Origin of the sequence: Limnohabitans sp. 15K (assembly GCF_002778285.1) — a bacterium.
Lineage (GTDB): Bacteria > Pseudomonadota > Gammaproteobacteria > Burkholderiales > Burkholderiaceae_C > Limnohabitans_A.
Window position 1 is genome coordinate 1,220,649 of record NZ_NESM01000001.1, and the last position, 20,080, is coordinate 1,240,728.

Genomic DNA, 20,080 nt, shown 5'->3' on the forward strand with positions numbered 1-20,080 from the left:
TCAGGCCGCTTTGACCTTCAAGCGCCAAGCGTGCAGCAGCGGCTCGGTGTAGCCACTGGGTTGCGCCTTGCCTTTGAAGACCAGGTCGCAAGCCGCTTTGTAAGCTGCCGACTTGGCAAAGTTACCGGCCATGGGTTGGTAAGCCGCATCACCGGCGTTTTGGGCATCGACCACAGCGGCCATGCGTTCCATGGTTTGTTTGACTTGCTTTTCAGTCACGACGCCGTGCTGCATCCAGTTGGCCATGTGCTGGCTGCTGATGCGCAGCGTGGCGCGGTCTTCCATCAGGCCCACGCCGTTGATGTCAGGCACTTTGGAACAGCCCACGCCTTGGTCAATCCAGCGCACCACATAACCCAAAATGCCTTGGGCGTTGTTGTCGAGTTCTTTTTGTTTGTCTTCAGCCGACCAGTTGGCGGCGTCTTTGGCCACCACAGGAAACTGCAACAAAGCGTTGAGCGTGTCTTCGCGCAACTGTTTCGGGTCTTGCTTGGCCACAGCCTTTTCCATCTGCTTTTGCAGGGCGGGCACGTCCACTTGGTGGTAGTGCATGGCGTGCAGCGTGGCAGCCGTGGGGCTGGGCACCCAAGCGGTGTTGGCACCGGCCAGGGGGTGGCCAATTTTGGCCTTAAGCATGTCGGCCATCAGGTCGGGCATGGCCCACATGCCTTTGCCGATCTGGGCGCGACCGCGCAAGCCGCAGGCCAGGCCCACGTTGACGTTGTTCTTCTCATAAGCGCCCAGCCAAGTGCTGTTCTTGATGTCGCCCTTGCGCATGACGGGGCCGGCCAACATGCAGGTGTGCATCTCGTCGCCGGTGCGGTCCAGGAAGCCGGTGTTGATGAAAGCCACACGGCTCTTGGCGGCGGCGATACAGGCTTTCAAGTTGGCGCTGGTGCGGCGCTCTTCGTCCATGATGCCCAGCTTGACGGTGGAAGGCTTCATGCCGATCACTTTTTCGACGCGGCCAAACAACTCGTCGGCAAACGCGACTTCGGCCGGGCCGTGCATCTTGGGCTTGACGATGTAGACGCTGCCCGTGCGGCTGTTGCGCAGGGGGTGGGAGGACTTTTTCTGCAGGTCGACCAAGGCGCAGGTCACGGTGACCATGGCGTCCAGAATGCCTTCGGGGATCTCTTTCATGCTGCCATCAGCGGCTTTGTAGAGGATGGCAGGGTTGGTCATCAGGTGACCGACGTTGCGCACAAACATGAGCGAGCGGCCGTGCAGCTTGACGGTGCCTTTGCCAGCGGGCTTGGTGTATTCGCGGTCACCGTTCATGGTGCGCGTGAAAGTCTTGCCGCCCTTTTGCACTTCTTCACTCAGGCTGCCTTGCAAGATGCCCAGCCAGTTGGCATAGGCCAGCACTTTGTCGTCAGCGTCCACGGCGGCCACGGAGTCTTCCAGGTCGAGGATGGTGGACAAGGCGCTTTCAGCGATCAGGTCGGACACGCCAGCCGGGTCGGTCTTGCCAATCGGCGTGGACTTGTTGATTTGCAGGTCCAAGTGGATGCCGTTGTGCACAAACAGCACGGATGCTGGGGCCTTGGCATCACCGGTGTAGCCCACGAATTGCTTGGCATCGGCCAAGGTCGAATTTTTGCCGTTGGCCAAGGTCACGACCAGCTTGCCCGCTTTGACAGCGTAGCCCTTGCTGCCCACGTGCGAGCCTGTCTTCAGGGGTGCCGTGCGGTCGAGCACGTTGCGGCAGTAGTCGATGACTTTGGCGCCGCGCTTGGGGTTGTAGCCCGAGCCTTTTTCACAGCCGTCGGCCTCAGAAATGGCGTCGGTGCCGTACAGCGCGTCGTACAAAGAACCCCAACGGGCGTTGGCGGCGTTCAGGGCGTAGCGGGCATTCAAAATCGGCACCACCAGCTGAGGGCCCGCCAGCTTGGCCAGCTCGGCGTCCACGTTGGCGGTGGTGGCTTGGTCGTTGCGGGGCTCGGGCACCAGGTAACCGATCTGACTCAGGAACTTGCGGTAGTCCTTCATGGCCTTGCCTGCAGCCACAGGTCCAGGGTTGGCGGTGTGCCACTGGTCCATGGCGGTCTGGATGCGGTCACGCTCGGCCAGCAAGGCGATGTTTTTCGGGGCCAAGTCGGCCACGATGTCATTGAAGCCTTGCCAAAACTTGTCTTTGTCCACGCCCGTGGCGGGCAGCATCTGGTCGTTGATGAAGTTCAGCAGCGGGTTGGCCACTTGCAGGTTGTGGATCGTGGTGCGTGCAGTCATGAAAACCTCTCGGGTCAAGTCAAAAAATCAGATCGGGCCGAGGCGTGCAAAGTGACATCTGCAGAGCGGCCAAAGATACGAAGCACTCTATTCTAAATTTAGACACCGATAAAGACGCCGAAACTGCATAGACCCATGACTTTTGCGCACAAATCCACTGTTGTTTAATCTGGTCATGACAAGCATCCACGTCCCTGACGTCCTGATCAGCGAAGTTGGCCCGCGCGATGGCCTGCAATCGGTCAAAGCCACCATGCCCACAGCCGACAAGTTGCGCTGGATCGATGCACTCGCGGCGACGGGCCTGCGCGAAATTGAAGTCGCCTCGTTCGTGCCCGCCCAGCTGCTGCCGCAAATGGCCGATGCCGCGCAGGTGGTGCAGCATGCGCTGCGCCACAGCGGCGTGCGGGTGATGGCGCTGGTGCCCAACCTGCGTGGCGCGCAAGCCGCGCTGCAAGCTGGGGCACAAAAGCTCACCTTGCCGGTATCGGCCAGCCCGGCGCACTCCATGGCCAATGTGCGCAAAACACCCGAAGCCATGGTCGACGAGGTGCGGGCCGTCTTGCGCTTGCGCGACGAGATCGCGCCCGGCGTGCCCGTCGAAGTCGGCATGTCCACCGCTTTCGGCTGCACGCTTCAAGGAGCAGTGCCCGAAGACGATGTACTGCACCTGGCAAACCGCTTGGCCGAGGCGGGTGTGGACGAAATCGGCCTGTCCGACACCACCGGCATGGCCAACCCGGCGCAGGTCTCACGCTTGTTCAAGGCGCTGTTCAGCGAAGTGGGTGCCTTGACGGGCGCGGCCCACATGCACAACACCCGGGGCCTTGGCCTGGCCAATTGCCTGGCCGCTTATGAGGCAGGCGTTCGCACCTTCGACAGCTCGCTCGGCGGCCTGGGCGGTTGCCCCTACGCGCCCGGCGCTTCGGGCAATGTGGTGACCGAAGACTTGGTCTTCATGTTCGAAGCCATGGGCGTGGACACGGGTGTGAACTTGGAAAAACTCATGGCCGCACGGGCACCGCTCAAAGCCGGCTTGCCTGGTGAGCCGCTTTACGGCATGACGCCCGAAGCTGGTTTGCCCAAGGGCTGGAAAAGCGTTTAAGCAGCGCTTCTGGCGCATCAATCACCCATCTGAGGGCCGGCATTCCAACCTTGGACGCGCATAATTGGGCCGCATGGACAAGCTCAAAGCCTTCGAAACCTTTGTCTCGGTTGCCACCAAAGGCAGCCTGACCGCCGCAGCCCGGGCCGAGGGCGTGGCACCAGCCATCATCGGCCGCAGGCTCGATGCGCTGGAAGAAAGCCTGGGCGTGAAGCTGCTGGTGCGCACCACCCGGCGCATCACCCTCACCCACGAAGGCAGCGCTTTCTTGGAAGACTGTCAGCGCTTGCTCTCCGATGTGGCCAATGCCGAGGCCAGTGTCTCGGCGGGTGGCGTCAAGGCCAGTGGGCATTTGCGCATCACGGCTCCGGCCGGGTTTGGCCGCCGTCATGTGGCCCCACTGGTGCCGCGCTTTCGCGAGCTGCACCCCGATGTGTCGATTTCGCTGAACCTCAGCGATCGGGTGGTGGACCTGGCCGCCGAGGGTTTTGACTGCGCGGTGCGCGTAGGCGACCTGCCCGACAGCTCGCTGGTCAGTGTGCGGATGGCCGACAACCGCCGCCTGTGCGTGGCCACTCCGGCCTATCTGGCCCGGCGCGGCACGCCGACTCAGCCCTCCGACTTGCTGCAGCACGACTGCCTGACCCTGTCGAGCGATGCCTCGCAAACCCGAGGCTGGGCCTTCCGCAACCCGGCCGATGATGGCCAAGGCGTGGTTCACTTGCGCCCGGGGGGGCCACTCGACTGTTCGGATGGCCAAGTGCTGCACGACTGGTGCCTGGCCGGTTACGGCATCGCCTGGCGCAGCACCTGGGAAGTGGAGGGCGAAATACGCTCAGGTCAGTTGGTGGCGGTACTGGAAGACTTTGCTGCACCACCCAACGGCATTTTTGTGGTCTTTCCTCAGCGCAAGCACTTGCCGCTGCGTGTGCGGCTCTGGATTGACCACCTGAAACACCATTACGCCCAACCCGGTTACTGGCAAACCCCAGCCCCGTAAAATCCCCCCATGCTTTCTGCCAAACACCAATTGCTCACGGCCCTGGCCGCTGAACTCGACAAACTTCAACCCGGTGCTGGTGCACGCGCGGCCTTCGAATCGCCCAAAGTGGCTGCCCATGGCGACTTGGCCTGCACGGCCGCCATGCAATTGGCCAAAGCCCTCAAGCAAAACCCCCGGCAACTGGGCGAAGCCCTGCGCGAAGCCCTGCTGGCCACCCCGGCTTTTCAACTTTGGGTTGACGCCATTGAGCTGGCGGGTCCGGGCTTCATCAACATCCGCCTGAAAGACGCTGCCAAGCAGGCCGTGGTGCACGAAGTGCTGCAAGCCGCTGAATGCTTTGGTGACCAACCGGCCCAATCCAACAAAGTGCTGGTCGAGTTTGTGTCCGCCAACCCCACAGGCCCCTTGCATGTGGGCCACGGCCGCCAAGCGGCTTTGGGCGACGCGATTTGCAACTTGCTGGTCACGCAAGGCCAACAGATCTACCGCGAGTTCTATTACAACGACGCGGGCGTGCAAATCGGCACTCTGGCCAAGAGCACGCACATGCGCTCTCTTGGCATCAAGCCGGGCGATGCGACTTGGCCCACCGACCCCGATAATCCCGAAAGCAAGGCTTTCTACAACGGCGACTACATCCAGGACATCGCCAACGATTTTCTGGCGGGCAAAACCGTGCAGTCCGACGACCGCAGCTGCACGGCCAGCGGCGATGTGAACGACGTGGACGGCATGCGCGAGTTCGCCGTGGCCTATTTGCGCCGTGAACAAGACTTGGACTTGAAAGCCTTTGACGTTCGCTTTGACAACTACTACCTCGAGTCCAGCCTCTACACCAGCGGCAAGGTCGATGCGGCCGTGCAAAAGCTCAAGGACGCAGGCAAGACCTACGAGCAAGACTGCGCCTTGTGGCTCAAATCCACCGACTACGGCGACGACAAAGACCGCGTCATGCGCAAGGGCGACGGCACTTACACCTATTTTGTACCCGACGTGGCGTACCACATCGCCAAGTGGGAACGCGGCTTCACCCGTGTGGTCAACATCCAAGGCACCGACCACCACGGCACGATCGCCCGGGTCCGTGCAGGTTTGCAAGCGGCCAATGTTGGTATACCCGAGGGCTACCCCGACTACGTCTTGCACACCATGGTGCGTGTGATGCGCGGCGGCGAAGAGGTCAAGATCTCCAAACGTGCGGGCAGCTACGTTACACTGCGCGACTTGATCGAGTGGACCAGCAAGGACGCGGTGCGCTTCTTCTTGCTTTCACGCAAGCCCGACACCGAATACATCTTCGACATTGACCTGGCCCTGGCCCAGAACAACGACAACCCGGTCTATTACGTTCAATACGCCCACGCACGCATCTGCTCGGTGCTGGCGGCCTGGAAGGAAAAAGACGGAGGTGATGTTGCCAAGCTGGCCCAGGTCGATCTGTCGCCACTGCAAAGCCCGCAAGCCCACGCGCTCATGTTGGCATTGGCCAAATACCCAGAAATGCTGACGTCGGCAGCCACCGACTTCGCGCCGCACGACGTGACGTTTTACCTGCGCGACCTGGCCTCGCTGTACCACAGCTACTACGACGCCGAGCGCATTTTGGTGGACGACGAAGCGGTCAAACAAGCCCGCCTGGCCTTGGTGGCAGCCACCGCACAGGTGCTGCGCAACGGTCTCAAAGTGCTGGGCGTGTCAGCCCCGCAAAAAATGTAAAGGGACAGGTCATGCAACTCCACAGCCAACGCGGCGGTACTTTTCTGGGCTTCATCATCGGTTTGGTGCTGGGCTTGGGTGTGGCCCTGGCCGTGGCCGTTTATGTGACCAAGGTGCCCACACCGTTTTCCAACAAAAACCAGCCCCGCACGAACGACCAGGACGTTCAGGAAACCGAGAAGAACAAAGACTGGAACCCCAACAGCGTGTTCCAACCCAAACCGCCCGCGGAGGTGCCAGCTGCCCCAACAGCCTCCACAACCGATTCAGGCAAAGAGAAAACCCCATCTGGGGAGGCAGGCAAAGCCTCTGCAGATGCTGCAAAGTCCGAACCGCGCCCAGCCGTTACAGCAGACCCCTTGGGTGACTTGGCCAAGTCCAAGTCAGGCCTTTCCACACCAGCGGCCTCCGGCAATGCGGCCGACCCTTTTGACTACGTGATCCAGGTCGGTGCGTACCGAACCCTTGCAGATGCCGACGCCCAAAAAGCCAAGCTCGCCTTAATGGGCTTGGACGCGAAGGTTTCTGAGCGCGACCAGGCTGGCCGGACGGTATATCGCGTACGCTTGGGCCCGTTCACAGACAAAACCACCGCAGAACGCATCCGCACCCGCTTGGAAGGCAGTGGCCTCGAAAACACCTTGGTGCGCGTTCAACGCTGAACCCGTCGCCCTTATCTTTGGAGTACCGACATGAAACGCCGTTTGTTTTCCACCTTGGCCGTGACCGCCAGCGCTTGGTTGAGCGCCCCTTTGGCATGGGCTCAAGCCGCTATGTTCAAGTCCGGCAAGGACTTCCTGACCTTGGACCGCCCCGTGGCCACCGAGTCTGGTACCGGCAAAATAGAGCTGATCGAGTTTTTTTGGTACAGCTGCCCCCACTGCAACATGTTTGAGCCCAACTTTGCCCAATGGGTCAAAAATGCGCCCAAAGACGTGGTGGTGCGCCGCATGCCCGTCTCTTTCCGCGATGACTTTGCCCCGCAGCAGCGTTTGTTTTTCACGATTGAGGCGATGAACCTGATGGAAACGCTGCACCCCAAAGTGTTTGCCGCCATCCATGTGGAAAAGCTGATGCTCAACACCGACGCCAGCGTGCTGGCCTGGGCCGAAAAGCAAGGCGTGGACAAAACCAAGTTCAACGAGGTGTACAAGTCTTTTGGTGTGGCCAGCAAACTCAAGCGTGCCGTGCAGCTGCAAAACGACTTCAAGGTTGAAGGCGTGCCCTCTCTGGGCGTGGCTGGCCGCTATTACATCGATGGCAATTTGGCCGGCAACATGGACCGGGCGCTGAAAGTGGCCGAATCACTGATCGCTCAATCCCGGTCGGCGCCTCCCAAACAGAGCTGAGACCCGCTCCACGTTCACACATGGACAATACCCGGCCAAATGCATGTTTGGCCGGGTTTTTTATGCGCCAACCGCGGGCACCAGGGCCGATCTGGCCGCGCTTGCCCCTACAATCCAAAGAAATTTATCAGCAAGATTCATGCCCTCAATGAAAATACAGCTCGCCATCGGCCTCTTCGCCTCAGGGATGGGTTTGCTGGGCATGCCCGCTTGGGCCGAAAAAGCCGACCGCGACAAGCCGCTGCTGATTGAAGCGGACGCCATGCGTCACGACGAGAACAAATTGTTGACCCACTTCACCGGCCAAGTGGTGGCCTACAAAGGCACGATGGTGCTGCGCGGTGCGCGCATGGAAGTGCAACAGGACAAAAATGGCCAGCAAATCGCGCAAATCTGGGCTGCGCCCAATGAACGCGTGTTCTTTCGCCAAAAGCGTGAAGGCGTCGACGAGTTCACCGAGGGTGAAGGCGAAATGGCGATTTACGACAGCCAAGCCGACATGGTGACCCTGGTCCAGCGGGCCGAAGTGCGGATCTTGCGCGGCACGGTGTTGGCCGATCAAATCACAGGCCAAAAAATTGTCTTCAACAACACCACCGAAGTGATGACGGTCGACCGGCCCTCACCCGGCACCAAAGCCACCGACCCTCGGGATCAACGCGTGCGGGCCGTGCTCACCCCTCGTAAAACCACCCCGGTCACTGCGCCGCCAGCGACCAACTCGGCCCTTCCGGCTTTGCGGGTCAGCCCAGCAGCAACCGAAAGCAAAAAGCCATGAGCGAGCCCGTCATCAGCAGCAGCTTGGTGGCGCACCACCTGAAAAAAGCCTATGGCAGCCGCAAGGTGGTGCACGATGTGTCGGTGAAGGTTGAAAAAGGCGAAGTGGTGGGCTTGCTCGGCCCCAACGGTGCGGGCAAAACCACCTCGTTTTACATGATCGTCGGCTTGGTGCGCGGCGACGGTGGGCAAATCATGATCGACGGCGAAGACGTCACCCGCATGCCCATCCACAAGCGCTCGCGCATGGGCTTGTCCTACCTGCCACAAGAGGCATCGATCTTTCGCAAGCTCACGGTGGCTCAAAACGTGCGCGCCATTTTGGAACTGCAAACCGATGCCAAGGGCGAGCCCTTGTCGTCCGCCGACATCGAAAAACGCCTGGGCGAACTGCTGGCCGACTTGCGGGTCGACCACCTGCGCGATTCGTCCGCCGTGGCATTGTCGGGCGGTGAAAGGCGACGCGTGGAAATTGCCCGCGCCCTGGCCACCGACCCACGCTTTATTTTGCTGGACGAGCCCTTTGCCGGCATCGACCCGATTGCCGTCATCGAAATCCAACGCATCATCGCCTTCTTAAAGCAGCGCGGCATCGGCGTGCTGATCACCGACCACAACGTGCGCGAGACCTTGGGCATTTGTGACCACGCCTACATCATCAGCGAAGGGCGCGTGCTTGCCGAAGGCACGCCCGACGAGATCGTGTCGAATGCCGAGGTACGCAGGGTGTACCTGGGCGAACACTTCAGGATGTGATGCACACGAGCCTTTTCCTTGACATGAAAGTGCAGCCATGAAGCCCGGCCTGTCGCTTCGCATGTCCCAGCACCTGGCGCTCACGCCCCAGTTGCAACAATCCATTCGCCTGCTGCAACTGTCCACACTGGAGTTGTCGCAAGAGGTCGACCAGATGCTGGACGACAACCCGTTTTTGGAGCGCAGCGAAGAAGAGGCCGCCTCCGAGGCTTTTGGACTGGACCAAACCGACACCCCAATGAGCTTGGGCGACCGCGTGAGCGAAAGCGCCAGCACGTCGAGCAGCAGCAGCGATGACAGCGCCAGCGAAAGCAACGATGAAGCCGTGACCGATGTGGCCGAGAGTTGGGACGGTGACGGCAGCGTGGACATGCGCCCCGACGACAGCGAATGGGGCGGCGATGCTGGACCCCGCCAGAACAACGGCGAAGAAACCGCCGACGCCATCGACCTGGCCCGCAGCAGAGGCTCATTGACCGACTTTTTGCACCGCCAAGCGCTGTCGCTGCGCCTGTCCGAAGTGGACAGTGCCGCCCTGCGCTTTTTGATTGAATCGCTCAACGACGACGGCTACCTGACCGACACATTGCCCGAGCTGGCAGCCAGCTTGGCGGGCAGCGACGATTACGAGCAGCTGGACGAGCTGGTGCACCGCTTCACTGTGGCGCTGGGTTTGCTGCAATCGCTCGAACCCGTGGGCGTGGGCGCTCGCGATTTGGCCGAATGCCTGCGCATCCAGATCAAAGCCTGGCTCAAAGACGATCCGGAAGATGAAGTGGCCCAAGCCGCGCTGGCCGTTTGCGCCCAGCCCTTGGAAATGCTGGCCAAGCGCGATTACAAACGTTTGGCCGTGGCCTGCGGCCTGGACGAATCGGTGGTCAAAGCCGCCATCCCCTTCATCGCTCGGCTCGAACCCAAGCCCGGCCGCCCCTTTGTGCAGGCCGAGCAAAACATCATCATCCCCGACGTGCTGGTTGTGAACACCAGCAAGATCGCCACGCCCAAGTTCCGCATCCAGCTCAACCCGGACGTGATGCCCAAACTGCGTGTGCACGACATTTATGCCAACGCCCTGCGCGGCAGCAAAGGCTCATCGCACGCGGGTTTGCAGCAGCGCTTGCAAGAAGCGCGCTGGTTCATCAAGAACATACAGCAGCGCTTTGACACCATCTTGCGCGTGTCGACTGCCATCGTGGAGCGGCAAAAAAACTTCCTCACGCACGGCGAGTTGGCCATGCGCCCGCTGGTGCTGCGCGAGATCGCGGACGAGCTGGGCATGCACGAATCCACCATCAGCCGTGTGACCACGGCCAAGTACATGTCCACGCCACAAGGCACGTTTGAGCTGAAGTATTTCTTTGGCTCGGGCCTGGGCACCGACAGCGGCAGCGCGGCATCGAGCACCGCCGTGCGGGCGCTCATCAAGCAGTTTGTGGCCGCTGAAAAACCCGCCAAACCGCTGTCGGACAACCAGATTTCCGAGATGCTGAAAGAGCAAGGCATCGACTGCGCACGTCGCACGGTGGCCAAGTACCGCGAAGCCCTGAAGATCGCCCCTGCGAACCTGCGCAAAACCCTGTGAAAGTATTTGAGTGAATTCATTGAACCTGTTCATGCCTTGCGCCGCTGGCGTTGAGGGCTTTTTGGCCGACGAAGTCCACGCCATCACGGGCCTGACAGGCCACGACCTGATGACCGGGCGCGGTGGCGTGATGGCACGCGCTTCGTGGCGCGATGCGATGCGCATCAACCTGCACAGCCGCTTGACGCAGCGCGTTCTGGTGCAGCTGTCGGTCACCGATTACCGCAACGAAAACGACTTGTACAACGCCGCCAGCGAAGTGGCCTGGGAAATCTGGTTCACCCCCAAGCAAACCTTCAAGATCGACATCACGGCGCAGCACAGCCCACTGACCAGCCTGAACTTTGCGGCGCTCAAAATCAAAGACGCGGTGGCTGATCGCTTTCGCGCCAAACGCGGCGAGCGCCCCAGCGTGGACACCACCTGGCCCGACGTGCGCATCTATGCGCACCTGACGCCCGAAACGGCCACGCTCTACATCGACACCTCGGGCGAGCCGCTGTTCAAGCGCGGCTGGCGCACCGACAAGGGCGACGCGCCGTTGAAGGAAACCCTGGCCGCCGCCATGATTGCGGCCAGCGGCTGGGACGCCACTGTGCCCTTGTACGACCCCTGCTGCGGCAGCGGCACGATCCCGATCGAAGCGGCGCAAATCGCCTGTGGCATCGCACCAGGTTTGCAACGTCGCTTTGGTTTCGAAAAACTACTGCCCTTCCAGAACCACGTCTGGCAAGGACTGATCGAAGAAGCCCGAGACCTGGAGCACGAACCCACCGCGCCCGTCTTTGGTAGCGATGTGGCCTTCCGCATGGTCGACTTTTCGGAGCGCAATGCCGAGCGTGCTGGCGTGTCCGGCGTGATCGAGTTCCGAGGTGGTGATGCGCTGCAACGCATGCCGCCCAGCGAGACACCCGGCGTGATGCTGCTCAACCCGCCTTATGGCGAACGCATCGCCGCAGCGGGTGTGGCCGGGCGCGGGCGCGACAACTTCCAGCCGGGAGCCTTGGCTAACGCACGAGCCTCCGAGCAGAGCCACCACCGCGAAACCGCCCAAACCCAAGACGGCGACGACAGCGTCGACTTCTTTGCCCAACTGGCCAGCCACTGGAAGAAAAACTACAGCGGCTGGAGCGCTTGGATGCTCACGCCAGACCTGAAGCTGCCCAGCAAGATGCGCTTGAAAGAGTCGCGCCGCGTGCCCATGTGGAACGGCCCCATCGAATGCCGTCTGTTCCGCTTTGACATGGTCAAAGGCAGCTTGAAGCGCAATGCCACCCCCACTGCCGACACACCGGGGGCTGACGAAACGCCTGCGTCATGAGCGCAGCCGCAGATGCGCAAGCCCCGGTGCGCCGCGTGCTGGACACCAACATCGTGCTCGACCTGTGGGTGTTTGACGAACCCAAGGCCGAAGCCCTGCGCACCAGCGTAGAGAGCGGCAGCACACAGTGGCTGGCCACCGCCGCCATGCGCGAAGAGCTGGTCCGTGTGCTGGCCTACCCGCAAATCGTCAAACGCCTGACGCACCGCGAGCTGCCCGCCAACGCCGTACTGGGCCACTTTGATCAGTACGCACAGCTGCAGCCCGACGCGCCCAAAGCGCCCTACGCCTGCAAAGACGCAGACGACCAAAAATTCATCGACCTGGCAGTAGCCCACACCGCAGTCTTGCACAGCAAAGACGGACAAGTGCTTTGCATGAAAAAACGCTTAGAGCGCTGCGGCGTGGCGATGAACCCCACCATTTCCTCGATGGTCGCAATGAATGCGGCCTGATTTTTAATAAGAACACCATGAACACCACTGCTGGCTTGGAAGCCGAAGACTTTGACACCTTGGACAACATCCTGGACGACCTGCGCGAGCGCTTTGAAGAGACGCCGCAGTGGGAGTTTTGTGAGGGCTTCATGGCGGCGCTGGTTTGCTGCCGCCGCGCCATCCCCGACAGCGAGTGGCTGCCGATGCTGCTGGGCATTGACCCGGACGAGGCCGAAGGTGGCAGCTTTGCCGACGACGCCCAGCGCCAGCAGTTCATGGCCTTGTGGCAGCGCCGTTTTGATGAAATCAAGCTCGCGCTCGACACCCCCGTGGAAGCGCTGGACGACGACAAGGCCTATGCGCCTGAAGTGATGGATGTGCGCGGCGCGATTGGGTCATTGCCGCCCGAAGAGCGCGAAGAAATAGAGGACAGCGAGATCCCGTCGTTTGCACAGGTGTGGGCGCTGGGCTTCATGTTCGCCGTGGAAAACTGGCCTGACGAATGGGCCACCCCGAAAGACAAGGACGCGGCCAAGTGGTACGACTTGTCGCTCGAAGCGGTCGTTGCCTTGACCGAAGACGACACCGATGTGCCCACCTTGTCTGCATTGTCAGAAGACGGCCCGCCGAGCGTGAGCGAAAACCGTTTGAACGCTTATGGCGAAGCGTTGTGGGCCATTTATGACTTGCGCGAGATCTGGCGCAACATCGGCCCTCGCGTAGCGCAAGTGATCAAAGAAGCCACACCGGGACGCAACGACGCATGCTCATGCGGCAGCGGTAAGAAGTACAAAAAGTGCTGCGGGGCTTGAGCGCTTAGCTCTTCACCCGTATCCCCTTTTCGCGGCGAGGGCGCCGCTCCCACAGAATTTGTAGGAGCCCCGCCCTCGGGGCGATGAGTGGTCTGCAAGCGTTTTCGCGACGGGGGCGTAGCTCCTACAAAATCAAACCATACACTGAGCCAGCGCGTCGCTGGTGGCTTCGGGCAGTTCTTCGGGAATGAAGTGGCCAGAGGCCATGACCTGCCCCGCAACATGGCCAGCGCACTGCGCTTGCCACAACTCAACCGGCTTGAACATGCGGTTGACCACGCCTCGGCTGCCCCACAAAACCAGCGTATCGCAAGCGATTTTGTCGCCGCGTTCTCGGCCTTCGCGGTCGTGCTGCAGGTCGATGCCCGCACTGGCGCGGTAGTCTTCCGCCGCACTGTGGATCGCAGCGGGCCAGCCCTTGTCGTTGAGCGCGGGGTTGCAAAAGGCACGCTCGTATTCGGCCAAGGCCTCAGGCTCGATGTAGCCTAGGCTTTGGCTGCCCCAGCCGCCCAGCTTGGCGTGCAGGTAGGCTTGAGGGTTGCCGCCGATCATCAACTCGGGCAGTGGTGCAGGCTGCGTCAGGTGGAACCAGTGGTAGTAGGCCTGCGCAAACGCAAAGTACGGATCAGCCACCGGGCCGGAGACCTCCGGGGTTTTGCCCGGCACTGTCCCCCAGTGACCGCTGTACATGTCGAAGGTGGGCGCAATGTCGATGACGCACAACTTCTTGACGCGCTGGGCATGGTCCAACGCCAGCCGATGCGCCACGCGCCCACCACGGTCGTGCCCACACAAAAAGAAGTCGCCCACGCCCAAGGCATCGAGCAAACCGACCACCTCTTGCGCCATGGCGCGTTTGCTGTAGTGCGCGTGCTCGGTATCACCCACGGCATGCGACGAATCGCCGTAACCCCGCAGGTCGGGCATGACCAGGCGGTAACGGCCGCGCAGGTTTTGCGCGACGCGGTGCCACATGACATGGGTTTGTGGAAAGCCGTGGAGCAGCACCATCACCGGCAAGTGCGCTTGCGCAGCCCAATGGGCCGATTGCCGAAAGCAGACGGGCAAGCCCGCCACCGTGAGCGTTTGCTGCTCGAAGCCTTCAAACCAGGCCATCAGTCGACCTTGGCACCCGAAGCCTTGACGACCTCGGCCCATTTTTTGTGCTCGGACTCAATCAGCGCTGCGAATTGCGCGGGCGTGTTGCCACTGGGGATCGCGCCCAAGGTGGCCAAACGCTCTTTCATGGCAGGCGTGGCCAATGACTTGGCGACCTCTTGCTGAATGCGGCTGACCACATCGGCGGGTGTGCCGGCAGGTGCCAACAAACCAAACCAGCTGCTGGCCTCAAAGCCCTTGAGCCCTGCGGCCTCTTCCACGGTGGGCAAGTCAGGCAAAGCGGCCGAGCGCTGGGCGCTGGTCACAGCCAGGGCTTTGAGTTTGCCCGCCTTGATGAGTTGCATCGCCGAGGGCAAGTTGTCGAACATCACGTCCATGCTGCCGCCCGCCAAATCCAGCAAGGCTGGGCCGGAGCCACGGTAAGGGATGTGCGCCATGAAGGTGCCAGTTTGCGACTTGAACAACTCACCCGCCAAGTGGATGGAAGTGCCATTGCCGCTGGAGGCCATGTTCAGTTTGCCGGGGTTGGCACGGGCGTATTTGATGAAGTCGTTGACGGTGTTGATCTTGTTGGCCGCTGCCTTTTCGGTGTTGACCACCATGACATTGGGCACGCCTGCGACCAAGGTGATGGGCGCAAAGTCTTTGAAAGGGTCATAAGGCAGCTTGGCGTACAGGGCGCGGTTGATGCCGTGTGTGCCCACGGTGCCCATGAGCAGAGTGTAGCCATCGCCCGCCGACTTGGCCACTTGTTCGGCCCCCAGGTTGCCGCCAGCACCGCCTTTGTTTTCGACCACGAATTGTTGACCAAATGCTTTGCTCAATTCGGGCGCAATGGCACGGGCCAGGATGTCTGTGGTGCCACCAGGCGTGAAAGGCACCACGATTTTGACGGGCTTGTTGGGCCAGGCGGTTTGCGCCCAAGCCACAGACGTGGTCGACAGCAAGATAGCAGCCGCGATGCCCAGAACCGGGCGGCGAGTGAAATGGCGTGACAGTTGGACCATGCGTATCTCCTTGTTTTGATGCATCAGTTGATGATGCCACGCAGGCCGAAAAATCCTGTCGCAGACGCGAAGAAAACGGCTGGATTTAAGGGTTTGTCCCGGTCAAAAGAGCCTGCAAAGCAGGCTTTTGCACTTTGCCTAAAGCGCTCTTGGGCAGGCTGTCCATGAAGACCACGCGGCGCGGCAGCTTGAAGCGGGCGATGCGGCTTTGCAGGTGTTGCAGAACGGCTTCGGCGCTCAAGGCTTGCCCTGCGGCGTCAGGGCTCCGCACCAGGACCACCACAGGCACTTCGCCCCAGCGGGCATCGGCCACGCCGACCACCGCGTTGTCGGCCACGCCGGGCAAGGTGACGAGCTGGTTTTCGATTTCGGCCGGGTAGATGTTCTCGCCACCCGAGATGATCATGTCTTTGCTGCGACCCACGATGGTGATGCAGCCGTCTTCGGCGCGCTGGCCTAAGTCACCGGAATGGAACCAGCCTTCGTGCAGGCCCGCGTGGAGTTCGCCGTCGGCACGCCAGTAGCCGCGCATCAGGTTGGCGGCGCGGATACAGACTTCGCCCGTTTCTCCGGGGCCAACTTCCTGCCCTTGGGCGTCGATCAATTTGACCTGCGCCTCCGGGTGCGGCCAGCCCGAAGCGCCCACGCGGGCCATGGCCTCGGGCAGGCGCAGCACGATGGACACGGGACCAGTTTCGGTGGTGCCATAGACCTGCCCCACGGGCACCCCGCGAGCGTGCAGGGTTTCGAGGTAAGCCACAGGCAAGGTGGACGAGCCGGTCATGATGCCGCGCAGGCAGGCGAGCGAGGTGTCGGCCCAGCGCGGGTGTTCAAACAAGGCACGCATGGTGGCGGGCACCAAGAGCGACAGCGTGGGGCGGCTCGTGTGCATTTCATCCAGCCAAGCCGTGGGGTCAAAGCGCGGGTGCAGCACCACCTCCACCCCCGCCAACAACGCGGGCAGGGTCTGGATGCAGAGGCCGCCCACATGGAACATCGGCAGCGTGGACAGCACCTTGTCGCTGGGCACAAAGTCGTGCGCCCAGGCACTGGCGCGGGCATTGGCCAACAGCGCCGCTTGCGTGTGCACCGCCCCCTTGGGCACGCCTGTGGTGCCCGAGGTGTAGACCAGCAGCATCGGCAGGTCGCTGTGCACAGTGGGCCGAGGCAGGCCGCGTGGTGAGGCGGTGGCGATCAGGGTGTCGTGGTGCGTGTGCTGCAGGTCCGCGCCTTGCAGTGCCTGCGCCGTGGTGGCATGGTGGCTGTCGTGCACCAGCAGACGCGGCTGAGCGTCTTGCATGACCTGCTGCAACTCGGGCACAGCCAGGCGAAAGTTGAGCGGCAAGAACACCGCGCCCAAACGGGCGCAGGCCACCAACGTGACCAGTTGCAGCTCGTGGTTGAAGCCTAGCCAGGCCACGCGGTCGCCCGTCTGCACACCCCAGGTGGATTGCAGGTGAGCGGTGACGCGCTCCACGCGCCGCCAGAACTTGGCAAAGTCGCAGGCGAAGGTGCTGTCACCCGTCTGTTTGGCCTTGCGCTCATCGCCCCGGAAGGTCATGGCGGGCTGCGTGCCGCAGTCCTGCGCCAGCTGTGCAAAGCGCGCCGCGAGGGGGCTGGTCTCGGGGGCCTGCATCACTCGTCTTTTTCGCCGGGTTCGTACAGGGCTTCGCGGCCAATGCGGTCCATGCACAACTCTGCTGTCCAGGGCAGCATGAGCGAGCCGCAACGCGCATCGCGGTACAGGCGCTCGAGCGGCAGGCTTTTGAGCATGGACTGACCGCCGCAAGTGCGGATGGCCAAGCGGGCGATGTCTTGCGCGTTTTCCATGATGGTGTACTGCGCGGCGTAGGCCCGCAGGCGGGTGGACTTGGCTGGATCGACCTTGGCGTCTTCAATGGCTCGCAAGAAGAGGTTGCGGGTTTGTTCGAGCTTGATGAACATCTCGGCCACGGCGATCTGTTTGGTCGCGAACTGTCGGCGTTTGATGGGGCCCGTGCCCGGGATCTCGCCACGCAGGTAGGCCACAGTGAAGTCGTACGCCGCTTGCGCGATGCCCATGTACGTGGGCGAGAGCGTCATGAACATGTGCGGCCAGCGGCTGGCGGCCTGAAAGTACAGGCCTTGCGGCATGAGCGCCGCGTCGTCGGGCACAAACACGTCTTTGAAAATCAAATTGCGCGACACGGTGGCGCGCATGCCCAGCGGGTCCCAGTCACCTTCGATCGTCAGGCCTGGCGCGGTGCGGGGTATGGCCAGGTACAAGGTGTCTCGGCGCGAGAGGTCAGCGCCCTCTTTTTTCTCGGTACAGAGCACGCCAAAGTAATCGGCCGCGTCTGACAGGGATGCGAAGATTTTTTTGCCGTTGATCTTCCAGCCGCCATCGACCTTGACGGCGAGGGTGCCGAAGGGTTGAGCGCCTGACGCTGCAGCACCGCCCTCCGAGAAAGGTTGCGCGTAAATCGCGCCGTCTTTCACCACGCGGGCAAAGTGCGTGGCCTGGTGCGTGCGGTGGCTGGCGCGTTGCTCGGGCGTCATCTCCAGATCTTCAGACAACAAGCCGCTCCAGAGCATGGTGCAGACGTGCATGTTGAACGTGAGCGCGGTGGCGCCGCAGTAGCGGCCGATCTCGGCCGAGACCATGGCATAGGTGGCGTAATCGGCACCCTGGCCGCCATGCGCTTCGGGCACGCACAGCGCCAGCAGGCCTGAGTCGCGCATGTCGTCGTAGTTGGCAAACGGGAACTGGGCGTCGCGGTCGAGCTGCGCGGCACGCGGGACGAACTTCTCGCGGCCCAGTTGCCGAGCCAGGGCCATCAGCTTTTGCTGCTTCTCGGTCAGGGGGTAATCGTCGCCACAGATGGGCATGACGGTGGGCTGAGTTTTATCTTGCACGTCGGTCATCAAAAGCTCCGCAAAAAAGGCAGCAATGCATCGGCAAAGCTGTCGGGTTGCTCAAACGTCAGCAAATGGCCCACGTCCGTCAGGCACAGGTATTGCGCATGAGGAATCTTTTCGGCCATGCGCTGCACCACAGCGGGCGCAGCGGTGCGGTCGTGTTCGGCCGCGATGCACAGCGTGGGCACGGTGATCGTGGGCAAGGCGCTGCGCTGCTCAAATTGCACCAACGCGCTGAGCGCCGCTTTGTAGGCGGCTGGCGTGATAGAGCCCATGCAGGCTTTGGCCTGTGACAGACCCGGGCCGTCAAAGCCCGGTGCCACCATGGTCGGCACCAAGCCGTTGGCCACATCGCCCATGCTTTGGCCTGCTTCCAATGGGGCCAGACGCTGCGCGATGAAGGCTTGTTGAAAATCGCCGCCGCTTTGGCCAAAACCCGGACTGCTGGCGGCCAGCACCAAGCCTGCCACGCGCTCAGGGTGACGTGCCCACATTTGCAAGGCCACCATGCCGCCCAGACTGTGGCCCACCAACACGGCTTGCTGCAAACCCTGTGCGTCCATCAGCGCGGCCAGCGCAGCAGCCAAGTCATCAAAAGTGCAAGGCTCGATCATCGGGCTGTCGCCGTAGCCCGGCATGTCCCAGGCGACACTGGCGTAACCGGCTTGGGCGCAGGTCTGCTGGATGGCCGTCCACGAACTGGCCCGTCCGCCGATGCCATGCAGAAAAACCAGCGTGGGCTTTGTGGGAGCCGCGCCCTCGCGGCGATCAGACGTGCTTTTCGCGACGAGGGCGTCGCTCCCACAAGTCATCTCAGAGCTCTTCGCGATGGGGGCATCGCCCCCACAGGCGGGCACAGCCACGCAAGACATCAGGGTGCTCATGCCAGCGCCGCGCTCACGACTTGGCCCGCATCGACCACCACCGTGTCGTCGAGCCGGATGGTGCAGCCGCGCATGGGCAGGTCAAAGTGGCCCAGCGTGTGGCGACCCGCGACCTCGTTGGCCCCGGTCGAATACAAAAAGTTGCCCGCAAAGGCGCGCAGCTCGGTGCCGTTGCAGTCGCGCTTGTCATAGAACGCCATGGCGTCCCAGCGCGCCGCCGGGTTCAGGCCAAAGCCCACATGCGAGACGGCATAAGCGGCGCGGTGGCCCTCGGCGTCTTCCCAGGCCTTGTAGTAGCCGCGCATCATGTCCACATCCACGCCCTGCCCCTCGATGGCGACCACGCTGTCGTTCTCGATCGTCAGGCGGATCGTGTCGCGCAAATAGCTTTTGAAGGTCAGGTTCACATCACCGGGGGCCATGACCAGCGTGCCGTTGACACTGCCTGCGGCCGGGAATGCCAGCGCCAGCCCAGCGGGCCAGTGCGACACCATGCCCGGCTTGGGGCAAAAGCCCCACACACCACCCACCACCGCCTGTTTGTCGCCATGTTTCAGGTTCACCCGCAGGTCGGTGCCTGCGGCAGACGTGACGTGCATCTGCTGCGCACCACGCAGTTTCTTCATGGCGGCACGCACCACGCCTTCGAGCGCCGGATCGGGCACGGTGCGCTCCAAAATTTCAGGGTGCTCGTTGGACACCATGAGCAGTCGCGGCATGTGGCCGTCCACGCCCTTCATGATGGTGGGCAACTCGGGCGCGTGCAGCAGGCCTTCGACGGTGCAGTCCACCACCATGTCGGCGCGGGCCAATGCAGCCACCACGGGGCCGAGCTGGCCAATCGCGTCGCTGGCACCTGTAGAGCGCACGGGCGCAGGGGCGGTGAGTGCAGGCGTCGTCAAAGTCACCTCGAACACGCGGGCGCCCATGGCCTCCAGTGCGAGGCGGGCCAAATCCACGTTGACCCGGCGTGATTGGGTTTCGGCCAAAATAGCGACCACTTCGCCAGGCTGCACCTTGCACAGCGTGAAGGTGCGGGTAAAGGCCGCGAGCCACCTGTTTTCGATTCGTTCCACCAGCAT

At 62.2% G+C, this 20,080-nt stretch carries 18 protein-coding genes; 11 read left to right on the top strand and 7 right to left on the bottom strand.

What is annotated here, in order from left to right; translation table 11 throughout:
- Complete coding sequence (locus tag B9Z40_RS05785) at positions 1–2,232, bottom strand: malate synthase G (RefSeq protein WP_100172295.1); 2,232 nt, start codon at positions 2,230–2,232, stop codon at positions 1–3.
- 175 nt (positions 2,233–2,407) lie between these two features.
- Between B9Z40_RS05785 and B9Z40_RS05790 the strand changes: the two genes are divergently transcribed.
- The 11 genes from B9Z40_RS05790 to B9Z40_RS05840 all read left to right on the top strand — a co-directional run bounded on the left by B9Z40_RS05790 (position 2,408) and on the right by B9Z40_RS05840 (position 13,090).
- Positions 2,408–3,337 (top strand): hydroxymethylglutaryl-CoA lyase, encoded by a 930-nt coding sequence (locus tag B9Z40_RS05790; protein WP_100172296.1) that lies wholly within the window; start codon positions 2,408–2,410, stop codon positions 3,335–3,337.
- A gap of 73 nt (positions 3,338–3,410) precedes the next feature.
- Positions 3,411–4,337: a LysR family transcriptional regulator gene (locus B9Z40_RS05795; RefSeq protein WP_100172297.1), complete on the top strand. Its 927-nt coding sequence runs from the start codon at positions 3,411–3,413 to the stop codon at positions 4,335–4,337.
- Positions 4,338–4,346: 9 nt separating this feature from the next.
- Entirely contained in the window at positions 4,347–6,056 is a 1,710-nt protein-coding gene (gene argS / locus B9Z40_RS05800) for an arginine--tRNA ligase (protein ID WP_100172298.1), read from the top strand.
- Between the two features lie 11 nt (positions 6,057–6,067).
- A complete protein-coding gene (locus tag B9Z40_RS05805) occupies positions 6,068–6,718 on the top strand; it encodes an SPOR domain-containing protein (RefSeq protein ID WP_100172299.1) in 651 nt (216 codons plus the stop codon).
- 30 nt (positions 6,719–6,748) lie between these two features.
- Positions 6,749–7,405 carry a thiol:disulfide interchange protein DsbA/DsbL gene (locus tag B9Z40_RS05810; RefSeq protein ID WP_100172300.1) on the top strand — a complete coding sequence of 219 codons (657 nt, stop codon included), beginning with the start codon at positions 6,749–6,751 and terminating at the stop codon, positions 7,403–7,405.
- A gap of 148 nt (positions 7,406–7,553) precedes the next feature.
- Complete coding sequence (gene lptA / locus B9Z40_RS05815) at positions 7,554–8,183, top strand: lipopolysaccharide transport periplasmic protein LptA (RefSeq protein ID WP_100172301.1); 630 nt, start codon at positions 7,554–7,556, stop codon at positions 8,181–8,183.
- A complete protein-coding gene (lptB, locus tag B9Z40_RS05820) occupies positions 8,180–8,938 on the top strand; it encodes an LPS export ABC transporter ATP-binding protein (RefSeq protein ID WP_100172302.1) in 759 nt (252 codons plus the stop codon). Before lptA ends, lptB begins: the two co-directional genes overlap by 4 nt.
- Positions 8,939–8,975: 37 nt before the next feature.
- On the top strand, positions 8,976–10,520 hold the full coding sequence (locus tag B9Z40_RS05825) for an RNA polymerase factor sigma-54 (protein ID WP_100172303.1): 1,545 nt from the start codon (positions 8,976–8,978) through the stop codon (positions 10,518–10,520).
- A gap of 10 nt (positions 10,521–10,530) precedes the next feature.
- Complete coding sequence (locus B9Z40_RS05830; protein ID WP_199172498.1) at positions 10,531–11,841, top strand: class I SAM-dependent RNA methyltransferase; 1,311 nt, start codon at positions 10,531–10,533, stop codon at positions 11,839–11,841.
- Complete coding sequence (locus tag B9Z40_RS05835; protein WP_100172304.1) at positions 11,838–12,296, top strand: putative toxin-antitoxin system toxin component, PIN family; 459 nt, start codon at positions 11,838–11,840, stop codon at positions 12,294–12,296. The genes B9Z40_RS05830 and B9Z40_RS05835 overlap by 4 nt, the downstream gene beginning before the upstream one ends.
- 17 nt (positions 12,297–12,313) lie before the next feature.
- Positions 12,314–13,090, top strand: a complete 777-nt coding sequence (locus B9Z40_RS05840; protein WP_100172305.1) for a YecA family protein — start codon at positions 12,314–12,316, stop codon at positions 13,088–13,090.
- Between the two features lie 132 nt (positions 13,091–13,222).
- On the opposite strand, the gene B9Z40_RS05845 is transcribed toward B9Z40_RS05840, so the two are convergent.
- The 6 genes from B9Z40_RS05845 to B9Z40_RS05870 form a co-directional block, all read right to left on the bottom strand.
- Positions 13,223–14,206, bottom strand: coding sequence for an alpha/beta fold hydrolase (locus B9Z40_RS05845; RefSeq protein ID WP_100172306.1), 984 nt, complete (start codon positions 14,204–14,206; stop codon positions 13,223–13,225).
- On the bottom strand, positions 14,206–15,216 hold the full coding sequence (locus tag B9Z40_RS05850) for a tripartite tricarboxylate transporter substrate binding protein (RefSeq protein WP_100172952.1): 1,011 nt from the start codon (positions 15,214–15,216) through the stop codon (positions 14,206–14,208). The genes B9Z40_RS05845 and B9Z40_RS05850 overlap by 1 nt, the downstream gene beginning before the upstream one ends.
- Positions 15,217–15,301: 85 nt before the next feature.
- Entirely contained in the window at positions 15,302–16,852 is a 1,551-nt protein-coding gene (locus tag B9Z40_RS05855) for a class I adenylate-forming enzyme family protein (protein WP_100172307.1), read from the bottom strand.
- Positions 16,852–18,120, bottom strand: a complete 1,269-nt coding sequence (locus B9Z40_RS05860) for an acyl-CoA dehydrogenase family protein (protein WP_369823410.1) — start codon at positions 18,118–18,120, stop codon at positions 16,852–16,854. Before B9Z40_RS05860 ends, B9Z40_RS05855 begins: the two co-directional genes overlap by 1 nt.
- Positions 18,120–18,998, bottom strand: a complete 879-nt coding sequence (locus B9Z40_RS05865; protein WP_233204800.1) for an alpha/beta fold hydrolase — start codon at positions 18,996–18,998, stop codon at positions 18,120–18,122. Before B9Z40_RS05865 ends, B9Z40_RS05860 begins: the two co-directional genes overlap by 1 nt.
- Entirely contained in the window at positions 18,995–20,080 is a 1,086-nt protein-coding gene (locus B9Z40_RS05870) for a peptidase M29 (protein ID WP_100172955.1), read from the bottom strand. The genes B9Z40_RS05865 and B9Z40_RS05870 overlap by 4 nt, the downstream gene beginning before the upstream one ends.